Source organism: Methanofollis fontis (assembly GCF_004297185.1).
Classification (GTDB): Archaea; Halobacteriota; Methanomicrobia; order Methanomicrobiales; family Methanofollaceae; genus Methanofollis; species Methanofollis fontis.
Window position 1 is genome coordinate 1 of record NZ_PGCL01000007.1, and the last position, 24339, is coordinate 24339.

A 24339-nucleotide genomic window follows, 5' to 3' on the forward strand; every position below is an offset into this window, starting at 1 on the left:
TAGCGGCCATAGCAGTGGGGATACACCTGGACTCTTTCCGAACCCAGAAGTTAAGCCCACTTACGTATTGTCCGGTACTGAGTTGTGAGAACACTCGGGAACGACAGTGCGCTGCTATCCCATCCTTATTACATTGAAAATGTCTATTCTGGTTCGATTATCTCTTGATTCAGCCGAATCTTTATTGTGTTCATGTGTCCATATCATACCGTCCTCGCGAACTGAAGCGGGGGTGTTGTATGGAGCAGGTCAATGTGTGACATTCCGGATTTCTCGCGGGTCATGAGCACCCAGCATCCTGATAATGTTCATCTGCCGTTCTTTGCCGAGAGCACCGAACTCTGCGGTGATGATGAAGTTCAGGAGGCATACTATAGTTACTCTCATCTGGGATGCAGGGAACAGATGTGGGACTGTGAGGGAAAGGAAGTTGATAATTTCGTCGTCAAGAAACTTCTCTCCCGCTACGATCAGTTTTTCCGTGATCACCAGCTTGGAAAGGACGTATTTCTCACCCTGCGCGTGCCCAATCCAGAGGTGGAACGGGCGGAGGCGAAGATCCTGCTCGAAACGCTGGAGAGTATCCCCCGCTCCTTTGATATCGCCCATCTCTTCTACGGGAACGACATACCCCCGATATTTCAGGTCATCCTGCCGATGGCCTCTTCGTTCGCTGCGATCGACAATATCTACCAGTATTACCGCGACTTCGTCATCGGACGCCAGAACAATCGACTCGGAGGCAGGGAGATCACCATAGCAGACTGGATCGGTCGTTTTGCTCCCGAACGGATCGATGTAATCCCGCTCTTTGAGGACTATGAGAGCATGCTCAATGCCGCCGGGATTGTGGGGCGCTATTTGCAGGACAAGGACCTTGCCTATCAGCGCGTGTTCCTTGCACGATCCGATCCGGCGATGAACTATGGGATGATCCCTGCCATTCTCCTCAACAAGATCGCCCTTTCACGACTACACGATCTTTCCCAGGACAGCGGAGTCCCGGTCCTGCCGATCATCGGTGTGGGTTCGGCCCCCTTCCGCGGGAACCTCCGTCCGGACACGGTGGAGCGATGCACTGCCGAGTACCCGAGTGTGCATACCTTCACGGTCCAGTCGGCTTTTAAATACGATTATCCCCTGGATCAGGTGCGCAATGCTGTCAGAAACCTCGAATCCAGGACGCCGTCCAAACCCCTCCGTATCGATGCCGAAGAGGCGGTCAGGATTGTGGACGCCATGGGTGCGGCATACCAGAAGGCACTTGCCGAACTCTCTGATCCCATCAACCGGGTTGCGGGATGTGTGCCCGGGAGGCGGAAGAGAAAGCTGCATATCGGTCTTTTCGGATACTCCCGGAGCGTGGGCGGGATCACGCTGCCGCGGGCGATCACCTTCACCGCAGCACTCTACTCCGTTGGTCTCCCCCCCGAACTCCTCGGTCTGGATTCCCTTGACCAGAGTGATATCGATTATCTGCGGGATGTCTATGTCAATTTTGATGCCGATCTCTCTGACGCTGCACGATTCTTTGATCCTGATTCAGAGTATGTGCCCCCCTCCCTGGCGAGAGCGGTGCTTGATTGCGTGGATGTCTGTCCTGACCCGGAGCACCAGGCGATCGCCGCGGACATCAGGGAGGCGATCAGAATGAACCGGACCTCGGAGATCCGGTCGGGGACGATCAGGGCGGCAAACCTCAGAAATTTCCTCGGCTGAATCTCCGGTAGTATCAGGTGGTGGGTGTCTCCCCGCCGGTAAAAATGGATATTGATCCTCTCTCAGCGACGCCGCAGGCAGAGGGCGATGCCGATGGCCACCACCCCGAAGATGCATGCCGGGAGCGGGGCGGACTCGGCGGGTGTGGTGGTCGGCACCATATTGAGGGAGGCGTTCACTGCTACGGTTGCGCCCGTCGAGACCGAGACATCGCCCCTCCATGCCGAATATCCCTCGAGTTCGAGGAGCACGGCATAGGTTCCCGGAGCCAGGTCGCCGACGGTGAGCGGGGTGATGCCTACATACCGGTTGTCGATGTGCACCTGTGCGCCGGGCGGCACCGAGGAGATCGCAAGTGCACCCGTTGCAACGGTTGTCGGCGTGGTGACCGGGGGCGCTACCGTTGTCTCGGTCGTCACCGGGGGCACGCTGTCGACCTGATAGGCCCTCACGATATTGTCGTCCCCGCCATAGACTGCTGTTCTGCCGTCCGTGGCGATGGCAGCCCCCCTCACCGCCGCCGCCACCGGTTCGCTCCAGACAACTGTGCCGTCATGGTCCAGCAGATAGGTGTTCTGGTCGAGCGATCCGGCGGCGATCAGGGCGGCCCCGCCGCTCGCAGAGACGGCACTGACCGATCCGCGGGTCGGCACCGACCAGAGAAGGTCGCCGTCGCGGTCATAGAGGTAGACCTTTGTATCGGCCGAACCGGCAGCGATATGGGACCCGTCCGGGGTCAGGGAGACACTCAGCACATCTGCGAAGGCGACCTTCGACCAGAGCATGCTGCCGGCCCCGTTAAAGAGGTAGACACGGTCGTCCTGTCCTCCTGCCGCAACATACGCCCCTTCGGGGGTGATCGATACCCCGAGCACGTCTGAACCCGTGGCATAGGACCAGAGGATCTCACCGGCGCCGTCGAGCAGATACACCCTGTCATCGGCGCATCCGGCAACGGTATAGGCCCCGTCGTTCGAGACCGCCACGGCGTAGACGCGGGTCTGCATCACCGTGCTCCACCGCAGGGTGCCGTCGGCGGCATCATAGAGATACACCCTGTTGTCCGAGGCGCCGGCGGCGACCACGTGCCCGTCCGGCGAAACCGAGACGCTGTTCACCGTGGCGGCGGCGCTCCGGTCCCAGAGGTGGGTGCCGTTCACGGCGACCAGGGAGGTCTTTGCATCGTCACCCCCTGCAGCAACCAGCGTGCCGTCAGCGGAGACCGAGACCGACCGCACCGTCGCCTGCCCGGTCCATGTCCAGTCAGGGGAGACGGTGACCGCTGCAGCTGTACCGGCCAGTATGCAGAGGGCAACTGCCAGAATTGCTGTTTTCAGGATAAAATGAGATTTCATGGAAGGGAATATCTGGGTGCTCGTATTTATGCTGTTTGCCGCCAGCGCTGCTCCGGCCATATGGGGGGTTTACCGCCGGCGCCATACACAGGCTGCAGACACAATGAGGGCCAGAGCGGTCAGGAAGGGGGGCAGATCCGCCTCTGTCGGGGTCGTTCCCGTTGGCGTCTCCGGGGGCGTCATCGTCGTCTCCGGCAGTGTGGTCGGCATCGGCGTTTCCACCTCCGTCACCGCCCCGTCGGTGAGAGTGAACCGCCCGCTCGCCTCTGTCCCGCTCTCTGCATGGGTGACCGTCACCAGATAGGTGTCGGGCGGGAGAGGTGTGTCGATGCTGAACCTCCAGGTATTGTACGGCTGCCCCTCCTCCACGTCCACGGTGCCTGACGCCCCGGCAAATTCCCGGGGTTCGGTCTTGTCCGTCGGCGCAAAGGAGGCCGAGATCACCTCGACAAGAAGCGTATTTCCTGCCGCCAGGTTTGTCGTGCCGCCGATGACGATGGTGTCGTTCTCCCCGTCTGCCACCGTCGAGATCTCCAGCCATCCGGCCGCTGCCGCCCCTGCCGGCAGGAGGGCCAGCACCAGGACAAGGAATGCCATCCGTCGCATGCGGCAGATGAGGGTGTTATTGCATATGAAGGGTTCGAAGGAAGTCCAACAGTTGCCCCCCCGAATAGGTCCTCCCGAATCCGGAGGTGTGCGTTCTTTCATGAAAAACGATGGCTGGAGTGGCCGAAACCCACTCCAGTGTCTGTGGGTGGTTACGGCCTCGGAGGGCCCCTGATCAGGATAGTATCCCCACAGACACCGGTCACGATATAGCCGTCGTCATTGGTGCATTGAACGGCACTTCCTGTGCTTGAACCTGATGAAGACCGAAAGAAATGCTTCATGAGAGTGCTCCCGGATGTCGACATCTCCCATATGGTCCCCCCGCCGGAAAAATCTGTGGTTTCCCGGCCGGTAATCACATAACTGCCATCCGAACGATAGGAGATGTCGTTAAAAGAGCTGTTGAGAAGTCCCATTGACTCCCTTACACTACTTCCTGCCTCATCGATGAGAATATATTTTCCTCTTCCGTCTGAATGGCCTACAATGGCATATCCTGAAGGAACTGCCGGTTTAATGGAGTTGCCGCACCCGATGCCTGCGGTCCTGTTCCACACCACATCTCCTTCTTCATCGATGTGCATCAGGTACACCGACTGATCGGATGCATCATCGGACTCACCTGTTCCTGTGATGAGATACCCGCCTTCACGGTGGATGCAGGCCGAATATCCTCTGCAATCCGTTTCACCTCCATAGTGCCGTGACCAGCGTTCGGTGCCATTAGCGTCGGTTCGAATGACCAGGATGTTCGGCTGGCCTGAACCTGTCGTCGTTGTCCCGGCGATCAGGTAACCCCCGTCAGAAAGTTTCAGGACCGACTGCCCGGACTCGTCTCCCTGACCGCCGTATCTGGTCTCCCCCAGTATCTCCCCGTCAAGGCTGACATTCATCAGGAAGATGTCGAAATCTCCGTTCGGTGTTGCGTTTGTATGCCCTGTGATCATCACCGTGGTGTCTGATCCCGGTGCAATAGAGCGGGCGCCCTCCCATGTGAACAGGTTGCCGACTGTGCGTTCCCATGTCATGTTCCCTTCCATATCCGTATGGATGATATGGATGCTGTCTGCAGCCTCTCCGGCTATCATATATCCATCCGGTGTCTCCATCACCGCCTCTCCAGACTGACCTGGTGATACTCCATAGTTTTTGCACCATTCCGCACTTCCCTCTTCTGATGCTTTCAAGATGAAGGAGTCAACATTGCCTTCGCGTCCACAGAGGAGATATTTGCCATCTGTCGTGTCTGTCATTCCACCAAAAGAATTGCACTCTGTGTACGATTCTTCCTGAATCAGATTGCCGTTTTCGCTGATGTGCCATAAAATGGCCTTTTTTGAAGTGCTGCGGCGCCCGTAACCGCCCAGAACATATCCTCCGTCGGCGGCAGGGAAAATTTCGTATGCCTTCCCATCTTCAATGGTTTTCTCCCACCGGACGGAACCGTCGAGATCTGTTCTTACGATATACAGATCCTCATTGCCGGTCCAATCCGTTCCCATCCAGCCCACAACGATATATCCATCGTCAACTGGCAGGACATCCCTGCCGTGATCGTTATACTCACCACCAAAGGACCGATTCCATTCAATCTCTTTCTCCGCATCCAGTTTTATCAGGTAGGCGTCTTCATACCCCTCAAATGATTCTGAAGATCTGCCTGACAGGATGAACCCTCCATCCGGGGTTGCATGAATTGTTGAAATATAGTCTGTCCCCTCTCTACCGGAGGTGCGCTCGAAGATGGTCGATCCGCAACTGTTGATACAGAGGATATACGTGTCTTTATCGTCGTCCTCTGCTGATGTGGTCCACCCCACGATGAGGAAGTCTCCTCCCCCGGTTTCTATGGCGTCGTACCCTTTTTCATTGCCCGATCTCCCGTAAGTGTTCTCCCACATCATATCCCCGGTGGGTGTGACTTTTACGACATAGAGGTCACCTCCGATTCCATATGAGTCGGTCGTGCCAGTCAGGAGGTAATTCCCATCTGAGGTGGGTTCAATATCCAGTGCAAATTCGTTGCCCGATCCACCAAACGTTCTCTCCCTGATACTATTCCCATCGGCGTCCGTTTGCATCAGGAGAACGTCGTATCCGCCCGCACCGATCGCGTCGGTCCCTCCGATAAAGAGATACCCATCACCGCCGGTGGTCTGGATACAGTCATACAGAATGATGCTGGAACCGTGATCAAAATATCTGCTCCAGGAATCCTCTGTTGATGTAGTTTCTGATATGTTCTGAAATTTTGAATCGGAGCTGTATAAATCCAAAAATGGTTCTTCGGGTGTCGATATCGCAGAAGTCAAACACACAATCAGAATACAGAAAATACTGCACCATAAAAACGGCCTCGCCAACATGCATCGCCATGTGGCTATGTGATATTTATTCATGTTGCAAAATGCATGACATGTCGGATCTGGAATGCCCTTCATTTGTGTGGTAATTATCTCAAATTATTGCTGATTTGCGCCATATTGTTCTGTTTATGATGTCTGCCCGTTATGCCATAATTTCGGATTATTGTTTGGTTGCATTGTTTGCTAATGGGGCCTGAATGGATGGAATTGTTCGATTGGTGATTGCTTGGGTCTATACGTGGGCGGTGATATTATGATGCATTTTTAGTCGGCTTCTTTCCCTCCTGTTGGTTGGTGTCTGATGACCGAACCAACATCCATCTGATGGGTTTTGCTCTAATGGGTACGAATTCTGAGTTATGTCTTGTAAGTGGAGATCTGATTTTTTTGTCCACGGCTTTTCCTGAATCACGCCCTTCCCGCAAGAGCGCTGGTATGATAACAGACGGGCCCAAACCTGATCCCCATGGTTGCCCGTGTGCCGTCTGCAGAACTGGCGGATCGAATGGAGCGTTTCAGGGCCAGAATGGAGAGGGAAAATCCGGACTGGGAGCTCGCTGTCATCTTCGGCAAGATCAATCTCTACTATTTCACCGGCACCATGCAGGACGGGATGCTGCTAATCCCCCGGGATGGCGATACCGTGTTCTGGGTGCGCCGGAGCATTGAACGGGCGTTCGATGAGTCGAACTTCGAGGATATCAGACCGATGCGCAGTTTCCTCGACGCCGCAGAGGGGTGGGGTGCGGTCCCCGACACCGTGTATATGGAGACCGAACTGGTCTCCCTCGCCCTGCTCGAGCGGTTCAGGAAACATTTCCCCTGCACCGATATCCGCTCCGTCCACCATCCGGTGATGGGAGTCCGGGAGGTGAAGAGCCCCTATGAACTCGCCCTCATGGAGCGCTCCGGCGAGATCCACCGTCATGTGCTCGAGGATCTCGTCCCCGAGATCCTGCGGGAGGGGATGAGCGAGGCCGGTTTTGCCGCTGAACTCTATGCGGTGATGGTCAGGGAGGGGCACCACGGTATTGCACGCTTCGGGATGTTCGACACCGAGATCACCATCGGGCAGATCGGGTTCGGAGAAAACTCCCTCTACCCCACCAGTTTCGACGGTCCGGGCGGGTGTGCCGGGATGGGACCGGCGGTGCCGACTCCTGGCAGCCATGAACGCCGCCTGAGGAAAGGGGATCTCGTATTCGTGGATGTGGGCTGCGGCGTCGAGGGGTATCACACCGACAAGACCATGACCTATCAGTTCGGCGCCCCCCTCCCCGCGGACGCTGTCGAGGCCCATGAACGGTGCGTGGAGATCCAGGACCGCGCCGCATCGCTCCTCCGTCCCGGCGCCCTCCCCTCCGGGATCTACGAGGAGATCATGGACGGGCTGGAGCCCGCATTTCTCGAGAATTTCATGGGTTACGGGAAGCGGAGGGTCCGGTTCCTCGGCCATGGCGTCGGGCTTGTGATCGATGAGACGCCGGTGATCGCCCGGGGTTTCGACGAACCCCTGCAGGAGGGGATGGCAATCGCCCTCGAACCCAAGAAGGGGATCAGGGGCGTCGGCATGGTGGGGATAGAGAACACCTTTGTGGTCACGCCCGGTGGAGGGCGCTGCATCACCGGACGGAACCGGGGCTTGATCCCGGTTTTCTGAATCTCATTGTATCCGATCCCTCTGACCGGGAGGGGAGGACCCCTCCCGGACCCTCCCCCCGTGCGATAGGAGCGGATCGGGAAAATAGTGCAGGGGGGATGCGGGTTATTTTGGTTGATGTTCTCCTGTTTGCTGAGTGAATTGGGGGGCGGCCCTCTTCCTTCTCCTCCGATGTTCGCCCTGACCCGCCCCGGTCCCTATCGTATTGACGGGGGGAGCGGGGGGTGGAACCCCCCGTCCCGTGCTTTCTGAGAATAGTGATCCGCTCCTGACCAGGAGGGGAGGACCCCTCCGTGACTCTCCAACCCGAGATAGGGCAGAAAATAAAAAAGAACTCCGCCCTTCACCGGTGGGTGAAGTAGCAGAACACGCCGTCAGGGCCGGCGCTGTCGATCCGCACAAACCCGAACCGCTCGAACTGGACGGTCCGCCCCTCGAAATTCGCCACGTCGGGCTCGCACAGCCCGGACACATCGCCCTCCGGCGTACGGACCGTGCAGGGTATGCCGTAGCCCTCCGGCATCCACTGGATGATCGGCGCCTTTACGGCCCGGACAGCGGCGAGATCGTCTCCCGCATAGGATGCCCTGTCTCCTGCACCGATGCGGATATTGAAGAGGTCCTTGAGGCGCACAAGATCGGCCCCGGTCGTCTCCCCCTGTGGGAGGACCACCGTACCGCTGAATGCAAGCGTCCTCACACCGCGCTCGGCATTACCCGGATAACGAGGGATCTCGGCGACCGCCGCCGGTGCATCGGCGACCGTCACCGTGACCGGGTCCGGCACAAAGAAGAACCGGTCTGAGGACTCGTCGATGAGGGCCTTGTTCTGTGCGAACAGGTTCTCCCATGAGAACGAGATGTCGGTCTCGCCGATCCCGATCTCCAGCATGGCGTTCCTGACCGCCTCCGGCAGGATACCGCGTCGTGCGATCGCCCGCAGGGTGCCCAGATGGATATCGTCCCACCCTGTATAGGTGCCCTCTATGATCCCCTCGCGCATCGATGAGGTGGAGAGCACCACGCCCTCGATGCCCATCCGGCCGTAATGCCGGTATACCGGCGGCTTCCAGCCGAAATAGTCATAGATATAGCGCTGGCGCCGTGTGTTGGCGATATGGTCCTTGCCCCGGATCACATGGGTGATCCCGAGCAGGTGGTCGTCCACTACCACCGAGAAGTTCATCAGGGGATAGACCCGCGTCCCGCTGATCCTGGGATGCGCCGGTGCGTCCACGATCCGGAAGATGGAGAAATCCCGGATCGCCGGGTCCGGGTGCTCAAGATCGGTCTTCACCCGCACCGTGACCTGCCCCTCGGCAAAACCGCCGGAGAGCATCCGGTCCCAGAGGGCCAGGTTCTCTTCGACCGTCTGTGAGCGGCAGGGGCAGGGCTTCTTTGCGAGCTTCAGGTCCCGGAAATATTCGGCATCGCAGGTGCAGACATAACACCCGCCCTGTTCGATGAGCTGCCGGCAGTGCTCATAATAGATATCCATCCGGTCGCTCTGGTAGACGATCTCGGTGATCGAGAGCCCCATCCATTCGATGTCCTCGGGCACCATCCGGTAGGCCTCCGGGTCCACGCGCCTGGGATCGGTGTCCTCGATCCGCAGCACATACCGCCCGCCGTACCGCCTCACATAGGCGTCGTTTAAGAAGGCGGCGCGGGCATGACCGAGGTGGAGGGGGCCTGAGGGGTTGGGGGCAAAACGCATCACCACGCCGCCATCAGTCTCTTCAAGCGTAGGAAGATCTTTTTTGCGCTCCTTTTTCCCGGTATCGGCCACAATCAGGTCGGGTGCGAGCCCCTCCAGGCGCCCCTTCCATTCCTCGTGCGGGATCGCCCCCACCTCGGCAAGCACCTCTGTGAGAATGGCCGGGATCTCCTTTGCATGCGGGCGGAGGTCGGGGCGGGCGCCGAGCACCTTCCCCATCACTGCCTTTGCATTCGGGACATTGCCATGCCGCACGGCGTTTTCGAGGGCATAGATAAACAGGATCTCCCTGATCCGCTCATCCATCCTAAAAACTCCGCCTGACGAAAAATTCCACCAGTTCCTCGAGATATTTCCGCTCCTGGCTCTCGGGCAGCACCTGGAGCGCCTGCCGCGCCGTGGTCACCCGTTCGGCGGCGATCCGGCGCACCTCGTCGAGCACTCCCGCTCCCTCGAGTTCGGCGATGGCGGCGTCCACGTCCTCCGGGGTGAGGGGGCGGCGGTATTTCGAAAGGTCCACGCCGCGCTCCCGGGCGACGATGGCGATGAGCGTCTGTTTGCCCTCGCGGAGGTCGGACCCGCGGTCCTTCCCGCTCTTCTCGGCCGGGGCAAGGAGGTCGATGAGGTCGTCCTGGATCTGGAAGGCGATGCCGGCGTTCATGCCGTACTGGTAGAGGGCGTCCGCCTCCACCGGTCCGCAGCCGGCAAGGATGGCGCCGATCGACGCCGATGCGGCATAGAGTGCCCCGGTCTTCTTCGCCGCCATCTCGATATAGTCGCCGGCCTCAACCTCGGCCCCCCTCTCTTCAAAGGCCATATCCTGGTGCTGCCCTTCGCAGATCTCCGCGCAGGTGCGGGCGAGCATGTTCACCGCCTTCACCCGCGCCCGGTCCTCGGCGGCGGCCAGCGTGATGTACTCAAACGCCTTCGCATACAGCACATCGCCGGCCAGGATCGCAGTCGGTTCGTCCCAGAGCGTGTGCACCGTCGGCACGCCCCGCCGGGTGGTGTCGCCGTCCATGATGTCGTCATGGACCAGGGTGAAGGTGTGGGTGATCTCCAGGGCGAGGGCCGCCGTCATCAGGTTGTCCGAGCTCCCGTGCCGCACCGCATCGGCCGAGAGGAGCAACATTGCCGGCCTCAGCCGTTTGCCGCCTGCAAGCAGGAGGTGCGCCCCTGCCCTGTAGAGATCGCCGAATACGTCACCAAAATACCGTCCGAGGGCAATGTCAACCTGCCGGGCGGTTTCCTCGAGATAGGTTTCCAGATCGCTCATAATCGTTCACTCTTACTTGATCAGCACCCGCTGTCCGTTCCTCAGGATATGGAGGTCATTGTTCAGGGTGTAGCCGCACCCCTCTGCAAACTTCAGGTAGCCGCCGGTCATGTCCACGTCGCCGTGTGACGGGATGATATGCTGCGGGTTTAAGAGGTGGATCAGCTCGTAGTGGTCCTCGCGGTAGGCGTGACCGGAGACGTGGAGTTCGTCGAAGATCCTGGCGCCTTTCTGCCGGAGCAGTGTCTCCACAAGATACCGCTGCCCGTAGTTCATCGGGTTCGGGATCACCTTTGCGGAGAAGAGGATCTTGTCTCCCTTCTCCAGCCGATAGGGGGTGTCGCCGTGTGCCACCCGCGTGAGGATGGCGCCGGGTTCGCCCTGATGCCCGGTGACGATCGGGAGGAACTTCTCCTTGCCCGTCTTCATCATGTTCCGCAGGGTGCGGTCGACGGTGCGGCGGTTGCCAAAGACCGAAAGGGTCGGCGGGAATGCGACGAGCTTGAGCTGTTCAGCCGTCGTCGAGTAACGCTCCATTGAACGTCCGAGCAACACCGGTTTTCGCCCGATCTCATGCGCACACTCGGCGATCGTCTTGATACGGGAAATATGGGAGGAGAATGTCGAGACGATGATGGCGCTCTTATCGTCCTCATAGCTGCTGATCGTATCGCGCACCAGATCGCGGGCGATCCGTTCGCTCGGGCAGCGCCCCTTCCGGTCGATATTCGTCGACTCCACGATCAGGGCGAGGACGCCGTCCTTGCCGATCTGGCGGAGACGGGCAAAGTCCGGGGGCTCGCCGATCACGGGCGTGCGGTCGAACTTGAAGTCGTTGGCATAGATGATCGCCCCGCGCTTAGTGTGGAGTACGGCCATCACCGTGTCGATGATCGAGTGCTGCATCTTCACGAACTCAAGGGTGAGGTTCTGGGAGATGCGGTAGCGGTGCCCTGCCCTGAGCACCTGGACCTTGTTGTTCACCCCGAATTTTTGCTCCCCCTGGATCTGCTGCTTGATCAGTTCGACGGTATAGGGTGTGCCGATGATCGGTGCATTGTAGCGGTGGGCGAGTTTCGGGATGGCGCCGATATGATCGAGGTGACCGTGCGTGCTGACGATCGCCTTCACGCTCCCCTCGACGGTATTCATCATCGTGTCGTCGGGGATCGCCTTCATCTCGATCAGGTCCAGAGAATGCATGTTCTCCAGTTCGGCATCCTCGTGGATCATGATCTGGTCCAGGCGGATGCCCATGTCGAAGATGACAATCTCCTTATCGCAGCGGACGGCGGTCATGTTTCGGCCGACTTCGTTGTAGCCGCCCACTGCCACTATTTCAATATCCATTTTTGTTCTCCATATACTACTTGTTCTGTATCATTTCTCGCGTTGTTCCGGTGATATATGTCCTGGATTTTCGTAAGCCGTCAATCGAGGCCGATCCAGTCAGGAACATGGCGCTGCGCAGTTCGCTCAGCACCGCACCCACAGCCCTCTCCAGCGCTTTATCGGACTCCATCGCCGCAGGGAGGAGGGGGAGTGCCATGCCGGCGAGGTCGGCGCCGAGTGCAATCGCCTTTGCGGTGTCGATACCGCTCCGCACACCGCCGGTGGCAATGACCGGACCGTCGCCGGCGACCTCCATCAGGCTGACGACCGTGGGGATACCCCAGTCCAGGAAACGCTCCCCGAGCGCCTTCTGGCGTTCGTCTTCGGCACGCTGGATCTCGACGGCAGCCCAGGAGGTGCCGCCGAAACCGCCGATATCGATCGCATCGGCGCCGGCGCCCCGGAGAAGACGGGCGGTCTCGCGGGAGATGCCGGCCCCGGTCTCCTTAACAATCACCGGTGTCCTGAACCCGGAACAGAGATCGGCGATCGCCGCAAGGCAGCCGCGTGCATCGCGGTCGCCCTCTGGCTGGATCGCCTCCTGCAGAAAGTTCAGGTGGATGCAGAGGGCATCGGCGTCGATCATCTCGACCGCACGCTCCGCCCATTCTGCTCCATGGTCTCGCAGCTGCACCGCCCCCAGGTTGGCGCAGAGGAAGGCGTGCGGGGCCTCCTCCCTGACGGCCGAAAAACTGGCCGAGAGGTCAGGGTGTTCGAGGGCGGCGCGCTGTGAACCCACGCCCATCCCCAGTCCGAGGCGTTCAGCGGCGCGTGCAAGCCTCCGGTTCACCTCCTCGGTCTCCGGATGACCGCCGGTCATGGCGGCGATGAAGAGTGGTGCGGAGAGGTCTGCCCCGAGGAAACGGGTCTTCATTGAGATCGCGCCCAGGTCGCACTCGGGGAGCGCCTCATGCACCAGCCTGACGTCAGAAAAACCGGTGTTCCCCACCTCAACCTGATGATCGCGGCAGATCAGGAGATGGTCGAGCTTCCGGGAGGACGTCTGCGTCTTGTTTCCGATATATATACCTCCGTAGGTCGAATCTGGTGTGCCTGACCCCTGTTTTTGCCTTTACCTTCTGACTATCGTTCCGCCGTGCTCTTTCCCGTCAAGGAAATCGGCTATATGGGACACATGGAAGATATGTGATTCTATTCCGCTATCCGCGAGCTTCAGGAGCTCCTCGATCTTCCCTTTCATCCCGCCGGTGACATCGGTGTTCCCCGAACACCCGATAGACAGACGTTTGACATGTTCCCTTGTGATCACCGGCACCACGGCGCCCCTGTCGAGCACGCCCGGGACATCGGTTGCAAGCCCGACCCGACCGGCCCCAAGGGCCTGAGCAAGATACCGGATGATCTGATCGCCTGAGATGATGCAGGCACCGCGGCTCGTATCCATCACCACATCGCCGTGAAGCACCGGGGTGATGCCAAGCCGCACCAGTTGATCTATAGATTGGTGTTCACAGGATAAGAGTTGTCCGTTATCGGCATGGCATGCGGCGAGTGGATGGATGCCGACGGCGTCAACCCCCTCTGCTCTGAGCGCTGCAACAACGCTCCGGTTCAGTCCGGCCACCGCTTCATGGGTGATGGCGATGCCGGCACGGTTTTGCAGATCGACGCCCTCCTGAATCCTGTACTCCTGTGCCTCGGGGTGGCCGCATGAGCCCGCCCCATGGACGATCACCAGGTGTGCATCCCCGCGCTCTGCAATCTCCCGGGCGATGGCGGCCAGGCGCGCATGGTCGATGCCACCGCCGCCACCCTTGTCGGTGACGATGCTGCCGCCAAGTTTCAGCAGTCTGATCTCTTCAACCATTCTTCTCCCGTCTGATTCCTTCGGTGTCCAGTGTGGTGATGATGGAACGCGCCCCTGTTGCGTCGATCGCTCCAGCCACCCGGCTTTTCGCATTTTTCGGGCAGAGGGCAACCATACACCCGCCGCCGCCGGCGCCGGTGATCTTCGCCCCGAACGCCCCGGCGGCGCGCGCCGTGAGCACGAGCTTCGAGAGTTCGGGGTGGCCCACGCCCAGTGCATCGAGGAGGGCATGGTTGATGTCCATGCACCGCCCCAGCGGTTGCGGTTTGTTCAGGCTCTTCACCGCCCGCATTGTCACCGCCCCGATCGCCTCCAGGATCGGATCGACGATCTCGGGCGTGCGCTCCCGCCCCCGCGCCACATGCTCCACCATCTTCGCCGTGGAATGGGAGACGAGGGTGTTGCCGATGACCAGGTTGAGGTTCTGGGGAGGGAGGCGACGTTTGGAATCGCCGGTGATCAGCACGATGCCGCCGAAGGTGGTGACATAGGTGTCGGTGGGGCTTGCCCGCCCCTTCTGGACCTTCCGCTCGATCTCGTGGGCCCGCCGTGCGATCTCATCCCGGGAAAACCCGAGCCCGAACTCGTCCGAGATGGCGGCCAGTGTTGCGGCCGTTACCGCCGCCGAACTGCCAAGACCGGACGAACTCGGGAGCTGTGACCTGATATAGACGCTCCCCTGCACCCCGGTCGAGCGGAAACACTCCTCGATATAGGGCGAGCGGGCATGCGATGGGTTCCTGCTCTTCCTGACGGTGACGCTCACGCGGGGGCGGATCGCCATCGCCACTCCGGGTTTCCCGTAGACAACGGCGTGCTCGCCAAAAAGAAAGACTTTGCCGGGGGCGCTCCAGGTTGCCACGCTACACCACCGCTATGGCGGCGTAGCCGACCACCTCACGATCGCCGGTGACGTCCCCGCTCGTTGCATAGGCGAGGAGTTCCCCGCGGCCGGCGCCGAGGTTCTTGCATGCGCCCATCATGGCGGCGATCGGGCCGTAGCCGCATGTCGAGATGCCATAGGCCGCAATCCGCCGGTAGAGTTCGTCGATATCGAGACGTTCGATCGCCTCGATGGCGGTCCTGTCGAGACGTCGCGCCTCTGCATCCGGAATATAATGGGAAAAATCGCTGGATGCAACAATCCTGACATCACGTCCGGTCTTCTGGATCGCCTGACCGATCTGCCATGCAACCTCGGCGGCGGCCTGCTGGCTCTGATCACCCATCATGACGGCGACCATCCTCGCCCTCGGGAAAAAGTGCTTGATGAAGGGGACCTGGACCTCCAGGGAATGCTCGTCCTCCATCGCCGCCTCGTCCGTCCTGATCTCCAGGGCCGAGACGAACTCTGTGTCCACATCCACAATGCCCAGGGGTGTCTCCCAGGGTATCGCCGATGTGCATGTCATATACCCGCGGTGACTCGGCCCGATCACAATAATCGTGCCGTCAAAGTCGGGTTTGATGGCGGAAAAAGCCGCCGCCGCCACCGCGCCTGAATATGGATATCCTGCGTGGGGGGAGACAATGCCGAGGGCGTCCTCTATGGATCGCGTCCCGGGAACGACCGAACCGATGAACTGCTCGAGATGGCTCGGTTCGCCGGGATAGAACATGCCCGCGAAGACGCAGGGTCGTGTTTCCATCCGTCATCCCTCCGTTGTCCTTACAGCTCGGTCTCGAAGTCTTCCTGGGTGAGGGAGGTCGAAATGCCGCGGATGCGGAGCATCTCCTTGGTGAGCAGGTAGTAGATGAGCGAAAGCGCCTTTCGTCCCTTGTTGTTTGTCGGGATGACCAGGTCGAGGTTGCTCGTCATGTTGTTGGTGTCGCAGAGACCGACGACCGGGATGCCGTTCTGAACGGCCTCGCGTACAGCCTGGGCGTCGCCCATCGGGTCGGTGACGATGACGACCTCGGGCTCGATATAGTGCTCGAAGTTCGGGTTGGTCAGCAGACCGGGGATATAGCGCCCGATTGCCGCCATGCCGCCGACGGTATCGGCGAACCGCTTTGCCGGGAACTGGGCGTACTGGCGGGATGCCACGACCAGGACCTTCGGGGCGTCGTACTGGGAGAGGAACTTCGCAACCGTCTTGATCCGCTCATCGGTCGACCTGATGTCGAGGATATACAGTCCGTCCCCGCGCACGCGGTAGATGAACTTCTTCATGTCCTGGCTCTTCTGCTGGGTACCGATGTGGACACCGGCGGCCAGGTACTCTTCAACCGGAACGAGGGGCTCGTTCAGCACAATTTCCATCTCATTCTCTTCTGCCATTGTTAGATCAGCTCCTCAATACGTATGAGTTCGTTCAGTTTTGCAATTCTTTCGCCGCCCACGACCCCGGTCTTCAGGAGTCTGCACTCGAATGCCGTGGCAAGGTGGGCGATGGTCTCGTCGGTCGTTTCGCCGGAACGGTGACTCATCACCGTGTCCATTCCATGGGAGCGGGCGAGGTGCACCGCCTCAAAGGTGTCGGTCAACGTGCCGATCTGGTTGGGTTTGATGAGCACGCAGTTGGATGCACCCACCTCGATGCCGCGGGTGATCCGCTCGGCATTGGTCACATACAGGTCGTCGCCGCAGATCATGCAGCGGTCACCGACCTGGCGGGTGAGTTCGGCAAACCCGCCGAAGTCCTCCTCCTGCATGGGGTCCTCGACATAGACCAGATTGTAGCGGTCCACCAGTTCGGCGAGATAGGCGATCTGGTCCTCAGGAGAGCGCTTCGCATCCCGATAGACATAGGCGGTGCCGTCCCACATCTCGGTGGAGGCGACGTCGACGCCCATGGATATGGAGAAGTTCAGTTCGTCGGAGACGGCGCCGACCGCCTCTGCCAGGATCTCAAATGCCGTGATGTCCGGGATTGCGGGTGCCCATGCGCCCTCGTCTCCCTTTCCGCACCCCTTTCCGGCTGCAAACAGGAGTTCCTTCACCTTTTTGTGCACGGCTGCGTTTGCAAAGACCGCCTCGTCCGCGCTCGGCGCACCGGTCGGGACAACCAGGAATTCCTGGATGTCGGTGGCGTTTGCCGCGTGCGCTCCACCGCCGATCACGTTTCCGAGTGGGAGAGGCGTGCACTGGGTGAAGGCCCCGCCGAGATACCGGAAGAGGTCGATGCCGGTTGCATCCGCCGCTGCCTTTGCGCATGCAAGTGAGAGGGCAACGGCCACATTCGCACCGATCTCGGAGAAATCACCCGTGCCGTCGTTTTCCCTGAGGGCACAGTCAAACCCGGCCTGATCGGCCGCTTCGAGCCCGATGAGTGCGGGTACGAGGTGTTCACGGGCGGCAGTGATCGCCTGGCGCGGTGGCCGCGTCTTTGCCTCCCATGTGCCGGTTGAGGCCCCGCTCGGGGCTGCCGCCCTGCCGTGCCCGAAGGCGGTGAAGACCTCCGCCTCAACGGTCGGGTTCCCCCGACTGTCAAGGATCGTCCTCAATACGATTCTCTCAATTTCTGTCATGTGATCACACTTTCTTCTTCACGGTGATGGGAGTCCGATCGTCCGCAAACTCCTCGAGTGCAATATTGAGGGGATCAACATTGACTGTCTGGATCAGCACGGGAGCACCCATCGAGATCTGGAGCGCACGCGCTCCGATGATCCGGGCTTTCTCATAGCGAGTATATGGGTTCGTCATATATCATCAAAACACATAATAGTAGATAATGGGGTCGCTGAGATTCGAACTCAGGTCAGAGCGTCCCGAACGCCCTAGGATAGTCCAGGCTACCCCACGACCCCTCACTGGTATGGATTGACGTCGTCCACAGTCTCCTTGTGTGTGAGCAGCATCCGCCTGCAACAGTAGCGCTCTAAACCGAGATCGTCGAGGATCTCCTTTGGATCCTCGCCGGCATCGCGCCGCTTCTTGAACTCCTCCCATGCAGAGGAGATCACCTTGCCGCATGTAAAGCATCGAACCGGGATCATGTCTCGATTTTCCTCCTAGGTATTCTCCCAAGGTTAACGATAAGACTTTTGGAACTTCTTACGTGCACCACGGCCGTGTGGCTTCTTCGCTTCCTTCTGACGGGAATCGTTGACCAGAAGCGTGCGGTCGTAGGTGATGAAGGTGTCCTTGATCCTGGGGTCGTTGTGCCACTTCAGGATGCCCCGTGCGAGGGCGGTCCTGATCGCCTCGGCCTGGCCCATAAAGCCGCCGCCGTTCACCTCGATCGAGACATCGACGCCCTCGATCCCGTTCGGGACCAGGATCAGGGGCTCGGAGATCTTCATACGGGACAGTTCTGACCCGTAGATCTCAAGGGGTACGGAGTTGATGCGGATCCGGCCCTTTCCTTCCTTCAGGGTGGCCCGTGCGATTGCAGTCTTCCTCTTTCCACTTGTGTTAATGACCTTTGCCATCTCTCGTCACCTCAGTACTTCGCCCCGAGTGAGGTGCTGATCTCTCCGATCGTCACATACCGCGGGTTGTTCAGCCGTTCGATCCCGGCACTCTCGATTGTCTCGAACTCCTTGCCCTGGAATTCCACCGGAACGCCGACATAGACCCTGACGTTCTTGAACGCCTCGGCGCCACGCTGGCGCTTGTACGGGAGCATGCCGCGGATCGTGCGCTTTACGATGTGGTCGGGCCGCCGCGGGAAGAACGGACCGCCCTCGCGGGAACCCCGCTGGCGCTTGACGTCGTAGTGCGCCAGCACCGTGGCGCGCCTGCCCGAGACGATTGCCTTCTCTGCGTTCACGATCGCGAATGCCTCTCCCTGAAGTGAACGCTTTGCGACGTTGCTTGCAAGCCGCCCGAGCAGCATTCCGTCTGCATCAATAATCGTCACCATCATCTTCACCTCAGGATCCTCACGCTCGAGCCCTTCGGGTTCTTTGCCACCAGCTCTTCGATGGTCAGGCAGTCGCCCTCGAGTCCGGTGATCTTGCTGATCGCCGACTCCGAGAAGTTCAGTGCCGCCACCGATACCCGCTGGTCGAGCACACCGCTTCCGAGCACCTTGCCGGGCACAAGGATGATCTCTCCATCCTGTGCATAGCGGTTGATCTTTCCAATGTTTACCTCAGCATAGTTCTTGCTGGGTGATTCCAGATTTTGTGCGATGACCCTCCAGATCTTCGCATCGTTCTCGCGTGCGGTATCCTTGAGCATCGCGATGAGATGGGAGAGACGGGGGTTCGTCTTCTGGTTTGTCCTCTGTGCCATCTAATTCACTCCGGCTATCTCATTCAACGTATCGGCCAGATCCGTCGATTGTTTCCTGATATATTCGAGTCCTTTCTGTATGATCGTCTGAACAGGCAGCGAACCGTCGCTTTCCACAACAAAGATGAACCGTGAGGTGTCTGAACGGACGGATATTGCGGGTTCTTCTCCGATTCCGGTAGTCAGACATGCCTTTTCGCAGAGTCTGCAGAGCGAACACTCCTCGATCTTGCCCTCGACCACGCGGGCTGTTCGGCCCTGCAGTTCGAGCACGCCTCGGGGGCATTCGTCGATGCACATGCCGCAGCCGTCGCACTTCTCGGCGATTTCGATGACGGGGTAGGTCTTGTAACCGCAGGCGGTGGTCGGCTGCCACTTTGCATGTGTGCTGCCGACGTTCACGACCGCCCGCGCCTCGAGCACTACCTTCTGCCCCTCAAACAGCCTGGCGATGGGTATGTCGTCCTGAACCGGTCTGGTTTCCGGGTCGTCGGAGATGAGATCCCCGGAGTACACGGTCCTGGGCCCTTCGACGCTCATCGTGAAGGTCACAAGGCAGAGGGGGCAACCCACCCCCTCGCACGAGCATTCGTCCTGTTGTCTGAATCTGGAAAGATCGGTCTTTATTGGGATGAGTCCGAGCCTGTGTGCCAGAATCTCATCGAAGAGTGTGCTGGAATTGTCGTAGATCTTGACGTCTTCGATGGCAAGCGTCGGCACCTCACCGATCATGGCTCGGCGCAGGGCATTGGCGAACGCTGGAGTGGCACCCGAGAGCACGAAGCGTGCGATGCCGTCCTCAATTCTGGCGGATTCGATCTGCATCAGACTCTCCTTCCGCGTCTCCCGCCCTTCTGGCGAATCGAGTCGTGGGGGACGGGTGTGACGTCCTCAATCTTGCCGATGCGCATGCCGGCACGGGCAAGGGCGCGAATGGCTGCCTGGGCGCCGGGCCCGGGGCTGCGCTGCTTGCCCTGTCCGGGTGCGCGCACCTTCACATGAAGCCCGACGATGCCCTTCTCCTTTGCGGCCTGGGCGACGTTGATTGCCATCTGCATGGCGGCGTACGGCGAACTCTCATTGCGGTCCTGCTTGACCACCATGCCACCGCTGCTCTTGGTGATCGTCTCCGCCCCCGAAAGGTCGGTGACGGTGATGATCGTATTGTTGAAGGAGGCGAAGATGTGTGCGACGCCCCACTTTTCCTTCTCTGCTGCCATGATTACCTCCCGACAACCCGTGCGCGCTCAGCGTGAGACTCTGCCGCAATCGGTGACGGCCCGTAGTAGTCGACGCCTGCCTCTTCGCTTTTCGGCACCAGGTAGCCCGGAATGGTGACCTTTCGCCCATTGACGGCGATATGGCCATGGGTGATGAACTGGCGGGCCTGCTTGGGTGAACGGGCAAGCCCTTTCCGGTAGACCATGGTCTGAAGGCGGCGTTCAAGCTCCTGCTCCACGCGGAGGGCGAGGATGTCGTCGATATCGACCTCGCCGGAGACCAGGCCGTAGCGCTCAAGGTGGTTGATCATCTGCTGCTTCTTGGCCTCGGCGCGTGCAGGGTCGGTGCCGGCGGACTCGAGGGCAAGGATCTCACGGGTGGCCTTGCGGTATTTGCGAAGGACGCTCTGGGCCTTCCAGAGTTCCCGCTTGTTTCGCAGACCGTATTCGATGATGATCTTTGCTTCCTCCTCAATGCGCGTTTTTTCGAACCGGCGCTTCGGGGTGGAATACTGTTTGTGGTTCTTTCCTGGATATCCCATGCTTCACCTTGTGCGATCAGTTCTTCTTCCTCTTCACGCCGACGGTCGTGCCGGTCCTGCCGGTGGACTTCGTGCGCTGTCCGCGAACCTTCTGCCCGGTCTCATGGCGGATGCCGCGGTATGAGCGGATCTTGCGCATGATATTGATGTCTTCCTCAAGGGTCAGGGGGACCTCGCTCGCCATGAGGTGCCGCGGCTTGCCGGTGTAGATGTCGACCGGACGGTTGAGCATCCAGGTCGGGACGGTAGCGGTGTAGTTCTCGACGGCCTCGCGGATCCGCTCGACTTCCTCGTCCGGCATCAGGCCGAGGATGGCGTGGGAATCTACATTGGCCTGCTGTGCGATGATGCGCGCCGCATGCCGGCCGACACCATTGATTCCGGTCAGGGCAATCTGCACCTGTTTGGTGCCGTCCAGGTCGGTGTCTCTGACCCGAACAAAGTACTTAATCTCTTCTTCTTGATCCATCCAATCGCCTCATCAGATGTGTCATAAGCGCTGAGGGAGGGATTTGAACCCTCGAGTCCCAGGGGGACACAGGTTTAGCAAACCTGCGCCATACCAGGCTTGGCTACCTCAACATGGTAATTTCGCATCCATCGATACTCGCAACGCCAGGGCGCTGCTCCATGAATGATGTTCAGATATATTCGAAAGAATCTCTAATAAGGGTTGTGGTCAGCCCCGGTTGCGGACCGGGGAACGACCGACCAGGGCCGAGGTGACGATGGGGAGGGCGATGGTGGCATCGCAGAAACACTGCACCTGCCTGGTCTCCGGGGATTCCTTCCCCCATGAGATCGCCTCCTCGAAGGTGCAGCCCGAGAGTCCCCCCCAGTGCGGGGCGTCGGTAGTGTACTGGATGGCATAGGCATGACCGCCCAGCTCCAGGTTGTGCATCGAGGCGATCACCTGCGTCTGCTGGATGAAGTTCTTCGGCACGCCGCCGCCGACATAGACCACGCCGGTCCGTCCTGATGCCTCGACGATGGCAGTGAGTTCGTCGGCGTCGGCGATCTGGTCGATACCGATATCAACGCCCCGCCGCCGTGCGACCGTGAGGGCGATCCCGATCGAGGAATCGCAGAGGGCCGGAACGAAGATCGGCACGCCCGCCTCTGCGGCGGCGGCGGTGATCGACCGACCTTCGGGTGCGAGGCAGGTGATCAGTCCGGCCAGGCGCTCCACGAATCGGGCGGAAGAGGCATTGAATGGGGCTATTTCAGCGGCAAAATCGGCGACCTGCCAGTCAACGCTCCGAAATTGCTCTTCGTATGCAAACACATCATATATCCGGTCGATCCCCTCCCTGTAGAGGGCGGCGTCATCGGCGACATGGTGGCCCAGGAAGTGGCGGATGCCAAGGTGTTCGGCGATGTCATGGAAGATGTTCGCCCCGGTGGAGACGATCACATCCACATATCTCCGCCTGACAAGTTCGATGAGGCATTCCTGCATGCCGGCCGGCACCATCGCCCCGGAGAGGCCCAGGATGATCGTGCACTCCGGGTCCCGGATCATCTCCTCCCAGATGGCGACCGACTCTCCGAGTTTTTTGCCCTGAAACCCGCTGGTGCTCATTTCGGCAAGGAGTGAAGATACATCGTTTGTCGGACTGACCGATCGGCGCGGTTTCATCTGCATTGCTCGTGCTCCTGAGTATAATGGGGTAGAGCAGGGATTAATTCATTGGTATTTCAGAGGAGTGGCGAGAGAAACGCCTTCTGAGCCTTAAACCGATCTGACGGTTCAAGGGTGGCATCCGGTGGGTCTGCCAAAATTCAAAGACATGACCGCCTCGAAGGGCCGGAACGGCGCTCTTCTGAGAGAAAAAAGAAGATGTTTGTTACATCGCCTGGATCAGCGACGAACGCGTGATGATGCCGGCAAGCCGGCCGTTTCCATTCTCGATCGCAATCGAGCTGATCTTCTTCTTGAGCATCAGGTCGATCACCTCAGAGACCGGTCTGGCCGCATCGGCGGTGATCAGCGGTGAGGACATGATGTCACGGACGATCAGGTTCCGGATCCGGTGGTCCTGGTGTTTGCTCTCCACCACCTCGCGGAAGGCCCGCATCGACCTGGCCACATCGGTCTCGGTCACGATGCCGACAGGGCCGTTGTCGTCGGTGACGATAAACCGGGAGCAGCCCTCGTCCACCATCCGGCGCCGCAGGTGGACGACCCGCTCGTCGGCGTTGATGGTGATGATCGGGTCCAGCACCTCCGTCATCTCCTTGGAGGGTTGCATGACCCGCAGGAGGTCGCCGTAGGCCACCTGCCCGATCAGTTTGTGGTCCTCATCAAAGACCACCACGATCTTTGCATGCTGCAGGAGGGCAGGCAGGATCTCGATCCCCTGGTCCGGGTATGCCACGGTGAAGTCCTTTGAAACACTGTTGGCGACATGGATCTTTGTCGGCGGCATATCGGAGTTGCGCTTCTTGCCCAGGATGTCCGCGATCGCCTGGCGGGAGATGGTGCCGATCACTCCGCCGTTGTCGGTGACGATCAGGGGGTCGACGCCCTCCTCGAGCATCCGGTCGAGGGCGTCGGTGATCGGTGCCGACTTCGAGATGGTGACGGGTCTGGCCATTATGTCCCTGATATAGATGTATGTGTCTTCGCTCATTTTGCCACTTCCTGTAGAATGTTGTCCCTTTTCACGATACCGAGGATCTCGGATCCGCGTGCAATGACCACACTGTTGATGTGGTGGTTGATCATCAGCCCCACCGCCTCGGCGGCGGTGGTCTCCGGCGGGGCCGTCAGGACCGGATGTGTCATCACGTCCTCGGCGATGGCCGAAACTTCTGTTACATATCTGTATGACTTCCTTCCACCAGATGCTTCTTTTCTCAGCATTTTTATATCTTTTTCGGGGATGCCACCGGTCTCGTTGGCGTACTCGAAGAAGGCCAGGTTGGTTTCGGTGATGATCCCGGCAAGTGTGCCGTCATTGTTGACGACGATCAGCTTCTCGTCCCGCTCAGAGAGCAGGTCGATGATATGGTCGAGCGAGTGATATCTGCTGATCGTCACCGGTTCCTCCATCAGCCCGGTGACCGGGATCTTCAGGGCGCCGGCGGCTTCGGACCGGAGAATATCTGATTTGGTGACAATGCCGATGACACTGCCCTCATTGACGACCGGCAGTCCACTGACCATGCGGTCGAGCATGAGTGCGGCGATCTCGCGGACGGGTGTCTCCGGGCCGATGGTGACCGGCGACTCTGTCATCAGAATGGATACAGGGATGCGGTCGATGGGGCGTCTCCGCCAGATCGGTTCGGTCTGCCGCAAGCGGTATACCAGGTCCTTCTTGGTGAGGATGCCGGCGAGGCGGTCGCCCTCCATCACCAGAATACGGGAGACCTTGTGTTTGATCATCAGGTTCCTCGCATGGGCCGCGGTATCCTCGGGCGTCACCACCTGTACCGGGGATGACATCACATCCTCTGCCATCATA

26 protein-coding genes, 2 tRNA genes and 1 rRNA gene are annotated in these 24339 nt (G+C 59.7%); 3 read left to right on the forward strand and 26 right to left on the reverse strand.

From position 1 onward, the window contains the following. Together rrf and ppcA are read left to right on the forward strand one after the other, a co-directional pair. Nucleotides 1–120: ribosomal RNA gene (rrf, locus tag CUJ86_RS10855) — 5S ribosomal RNA — on the forward strand; the annotation flags it as partial. Between the two features lie 132 nt (nucleotides 121–252). Next, nucleotides 253–1719: a phosphoenolpyruvate carboxylase gene (ppcA, locus tag CUJ86_RS10860; RefSeq protein ID WP_130647606.1), complete on the forward strand. Its 1467-nt coding sequence runs from the start codon at nucleotides 253–255 to the stop codon at nucleotides 1717–1719. Nucleotides 1720–1781: 62 nt separating this feature from the next. Here the strand turns inward: ppcA and CUJ86_RS10865 are convergent, their stop codons facing one another. From CUJ86_RS10865 to CUJ86_RS10875, 3 genes are all read right to left on the reverse strand, one after another. After that, nucleotides 1782–3074: an outer membrane protein assembly factor BamB family protein gene (locus CUJ86_RS10865; protein WP_165394889.1), complete on the reverse strand. Its 1293-nt coding sequence runs from the start codon at nucleotides 3072–3074 to the stop codon at nucleotides 1782–1784. Nucleotides 3075–3143: 69 nt separating this feature from the next. Beyond that, nucleotides 3144–3680, reverse strand: coding sequence for a hypothetical protein (locus CUJ86_RS10870; protein WP_130647608.1), 537 nt, complete (start codon nucleotides 3678–3680; stop codon nucleotides 3144–3146). Nucleotides 3681–3832: 152 nt separating this feature from the next. Beyond that, nucleotides 3833–6049: a hypothetical protein gene (locus CUJ86_RS10875; RefSeq protein WP_165394890.1), complete on the reverse strand. Its 2217-nt coding sequence runs from the start codon at nucleotides 6047–6049 to the stop codon at nucleotides 3833–3835. Between the two features lie 466 nt (nucleotides 6050–6515). Here CUJ86_RS10875 and CUJ86_RS10880 point away from each other — a divergent pair, with 466 nt between their 5' ends. After that, nucleotides 6516–7709 (forward strand): M24 family metallopeptidase, encoded by a 1194-nt coding sequence (locus CUJ86_RS10880; protein WP_130647610.1) that lies wholly within the window; start codon nucleotides 6516–6518, stop codon nucleotides 7707–7709. A 343-nt stretch (nucleotides 7710–8052) separates the two neighbouring features. Here CUJ86_RS10880 and CUJ86_RS10885 read toward each other — a convergent pair whose 3' ends face one another. The 23 genes from CUJ86_RS10885 to CUJ86_RS10995 all read right to left on the reverse strand — a co-directional run bounded on the left by CUJ86_RS10885 (nucleotide 8053) and on the right by CUJ86_RS10995 (nucleotide 24338). Further along, on the reverse strand, nucleotides 8053–9732 hold the full coding sequence (locus CUJ86_RS10885; RefSeq protein WP_130647611.1) for a glutamate--tRNA ligase: 1680 nt from the start codon (nucleotides 9730–9732) through the stop codon (nucleotides 8053–8055). Between the two features lies 1 nt (nucleotide 9733). Continuing rightward, entirely contained in the window at nucleotides 9734–10702 is a 969-nt protein-coding gene (locus CUJ86_RS10890; protein ID WP_130647612.1) for a polyprenyl synthetase family protein, read from the reverse strand. A gap of 12 nt (nucleotides 10703–10714) precedes the next feature. After that, a complete protein-coding gene (locus tag CUJ86_RS10895; RefSeq protein ID WP_130647613.1) occupies nucleotides 10715–12052 on the reverse strand; it encodes an RNase J family beta-CASP ribonuclease in 1338 nt (445 codons plus the stop codon). A gap of 16 nt (nucleotides 12053–12068) precedes the next feature. Further along, a complete protein-coding gene (gene fni / locus CUJ86_RS10900) occupies nucleotides 12069–13115 on the reverse strand; it encodes a type 2 isopentenyl-diphosphate Delta-isomerase (RefSeq protein WP_130647614.1) in 1047 nt (348 codons plus the stop codon). Nucleotides 13116–13166: 51 nt separating this feature from the next. Next, the gene (locus CUJ86_RS10905) at nucleotides 13167–13922 is read right to left on the reverse strand and encodes an isopentenyl phosphate kinase (RefSeq protein WP_130647615.1); all 756 of its coding nucleotides are present in this window, start codon (nucleotides 13920–13922) and stop codon (nucleotides 13167–13169) included. Further along, entirely contained in the window at nucleotides 13915–14784 is an 870-nt protein-coding gene (mvk, locus tag CUJ86_RS10910) for a mevalonate kinase (RefSeq protein WP_130647616.1), read from the reverse strand. Before mvk ends, CUJ86_RS10905 begins: the two co-directional genes overlap by 8 nt. A 1-nt stretch (nucleotide 14785) precedes the next feature. After that, complete coding sequence (amrB, locus tag CUJ86_RS10915; RefSeq protein WP_130647617.1) at nucleotides 14786–15571, reverse strand: AmmeMemoRadiSam system protein B; 786 nt, start codon at nucleotides 15569–15571, stop codon at nucleotides 14786–14788. Between the two features lie 20 nt (nucleotides 15572–15591). After that, nucleotides 15592–16203 (reverse strand): 30S ribosomal protein S2, encoded by a 612-nt coding sequence (gene rpsB, locus CUJ86_RS10920; protein WP_130647618.1) that lies wholly within the window; start codon nucleotides 16201–16203, stop codon nucleotides 15592–15594. 2 nt (nucleotides 16204–16205) lie between these two features. Next, nucleotides 16206–17393 (reverse strand): phosphopyruvate hydratase, encoded by a 1188-nt coding sequence (gene eno / locus CUJ86_RS10925; RefSeq protein WP_130647619.1) that lies wholly within the window; start codon nucleotides 17391–17393, stop codon nucleotides 16206–16208. Between the two features lie 4 nt (nucleotides 17394–17397). Continuing rightward, the gene (locus CUJ86_RS10930; protein ID WP_130647620.1) at nucleotides 17398–17571 is read right to left on the reverse strand and encodes a DNA-directed RNA polymerase subunit K; all 174 of its coding nucleotides are present in this window, start codon (nucleotides 17569–17571) and stop codon (nucleotides 17398–17400) included. A gap of 29 nt (nucleotides 17572–17600) precedes the next feature. Continuing rightward, nucleotides 17601–17675, reverse strand: a tRNA-Pro gene (locus CUJ86_RS10935). Further along, entirely contained in the window at nucleotides 17676–17864 is a 189-nt protein-coding gene (locus CUJ86_RS10940) for a DNA-directed RNA polymerase subunit N (RefSeq protein ID WP_130647621.1), read from the reverse strand. Nucleotides 17865–17897: 33 nt separating this feature from the next. Beyond that, a complete protein-coding gene (locus tag CUJ86_RS10945; protein ID WP_130647622.1) occupies nucleotides 17898–18299 on the reverse strand; it encodes a 30S ribosomal protein S9 in 402 nt (133 codons plus the stop codon). Nucleotides 18300–18310: 11 nt separating this feature from the next. Next, a complete protein-coding gene (locus CUJ86_RS10950; RefSeq protein WP_130647668.1) occupies nucleotides 18311–18733 on the reverse strand; it encodes a 50S ribosomal protein L13 in 423 nt (140 codons plus the stop codon). Nucleotides 18734–18738: 5 nt separating this feature from the next. Next, complete coding sequence (locus CUJ86_RS10955; protein WP_130647623.1) at nucleotides 18739–19107, reverse strand: 50S ribosomal protein L18e; 369 nt, start codon at nucleotides 19105–19107, stop codon at nucleotides 18739–18741. Beyond that, nucleotides 19108–19932, reverse strand: a complete 825-nt coding sequence (locus tag CUJ86_RS10960) for a DNA-directed RNA polymerase subunit D (RefSeq protein ID WP_130647624.1) — start codon at nucleotides 19930–19932, stop codon at nucleotides 19108–19110. It lies immediately after the preceding gene. After that, the gene (locus CUJ86_RS10965) at nucleotides 19932–20327 is read right to left on the reverse strand and encodes a 30S ribosomal protein S11 (protein WP_207231415.1); all 396 of its coding nucleotides are present in this window, start codon (nucleotides 20325–20327) and stop codon (nucleotides 19932–19934) included. The genes CUJ86_RS10960 and CUJ86_RS10965 overlap by 1 nt, the downstream gene beginning before the upstream one ends. Before the next feature lie 2 nt (nucleotides 20328–20329). Next, nucleotides 20330–20869: a 30S ribosomal protein S4 gene (locus CUJ86_RS10970; RefSeq protein ID WP_130647626.1), complete on the reverse strand. Its 540-nt coding sequence runs from the start codon at nucleotides 20867–20869 to the stop codon at nucleotides 20330–20332. A 16-nt stretch (nucleotides 20870–20885) separates the two neighbouring features. Beyond that, nucleotides 20886–21338, reverse strand: a complete 453-nt coding sequence (locus CUJ86_RS10975; protein ID WP_130647627.1) for a 30S ribosomal protein S13 — start codon at nucleotides 21336–21338, stop codon at nucleotides 20886–20888. Between the two features lie 28 nt (nucleotides 21339–21366). Then, a tRNA-Ser gene (locus CUJ86_RS10980) sits at nucleotides 21367–21451 on the reverse strand. Between the two features lie 97 nt (nucleotides 21452–21548). Further along, entirely contained in the window at nucleotides 21549–22514 is a 966-nt protein-coding gene (locus CUJ86_RS10985) for a deoxyhypusine synthase (protein ID WP_130647628.1), read from the reverse strand. Nucleotides 22515–22716: 202 nt separating this feature from the next. Next, nucleotides 22717–23502: a CBS domain-containing protein gene (locus tag CUJ86_RS10990; RefSeq protein ID WP_130647629.1), complete on the reverse strand. Its 786-nt coding sequence runs from the start codon at nucleotides 23500–23502 to the stop codon at nucleotides 22717–22719. Beyond that, nucleotides 23499–24338, reverse strand: coding sequence for a CBS domain-containing protein (locus tag CUJ86_RS10995; protein WP_130647630.1), 840 nt, complete (start codon nucleotides 24336–24338; stop codon nucleotides 23499–23501). The genes CUJ86_RS10990 and CUJ86_RS10995 overlap by 4 nt, the downstream gene beginning before the upstream one ends. Nucleotide 24339: the final 1 nt, after the last annotated feature.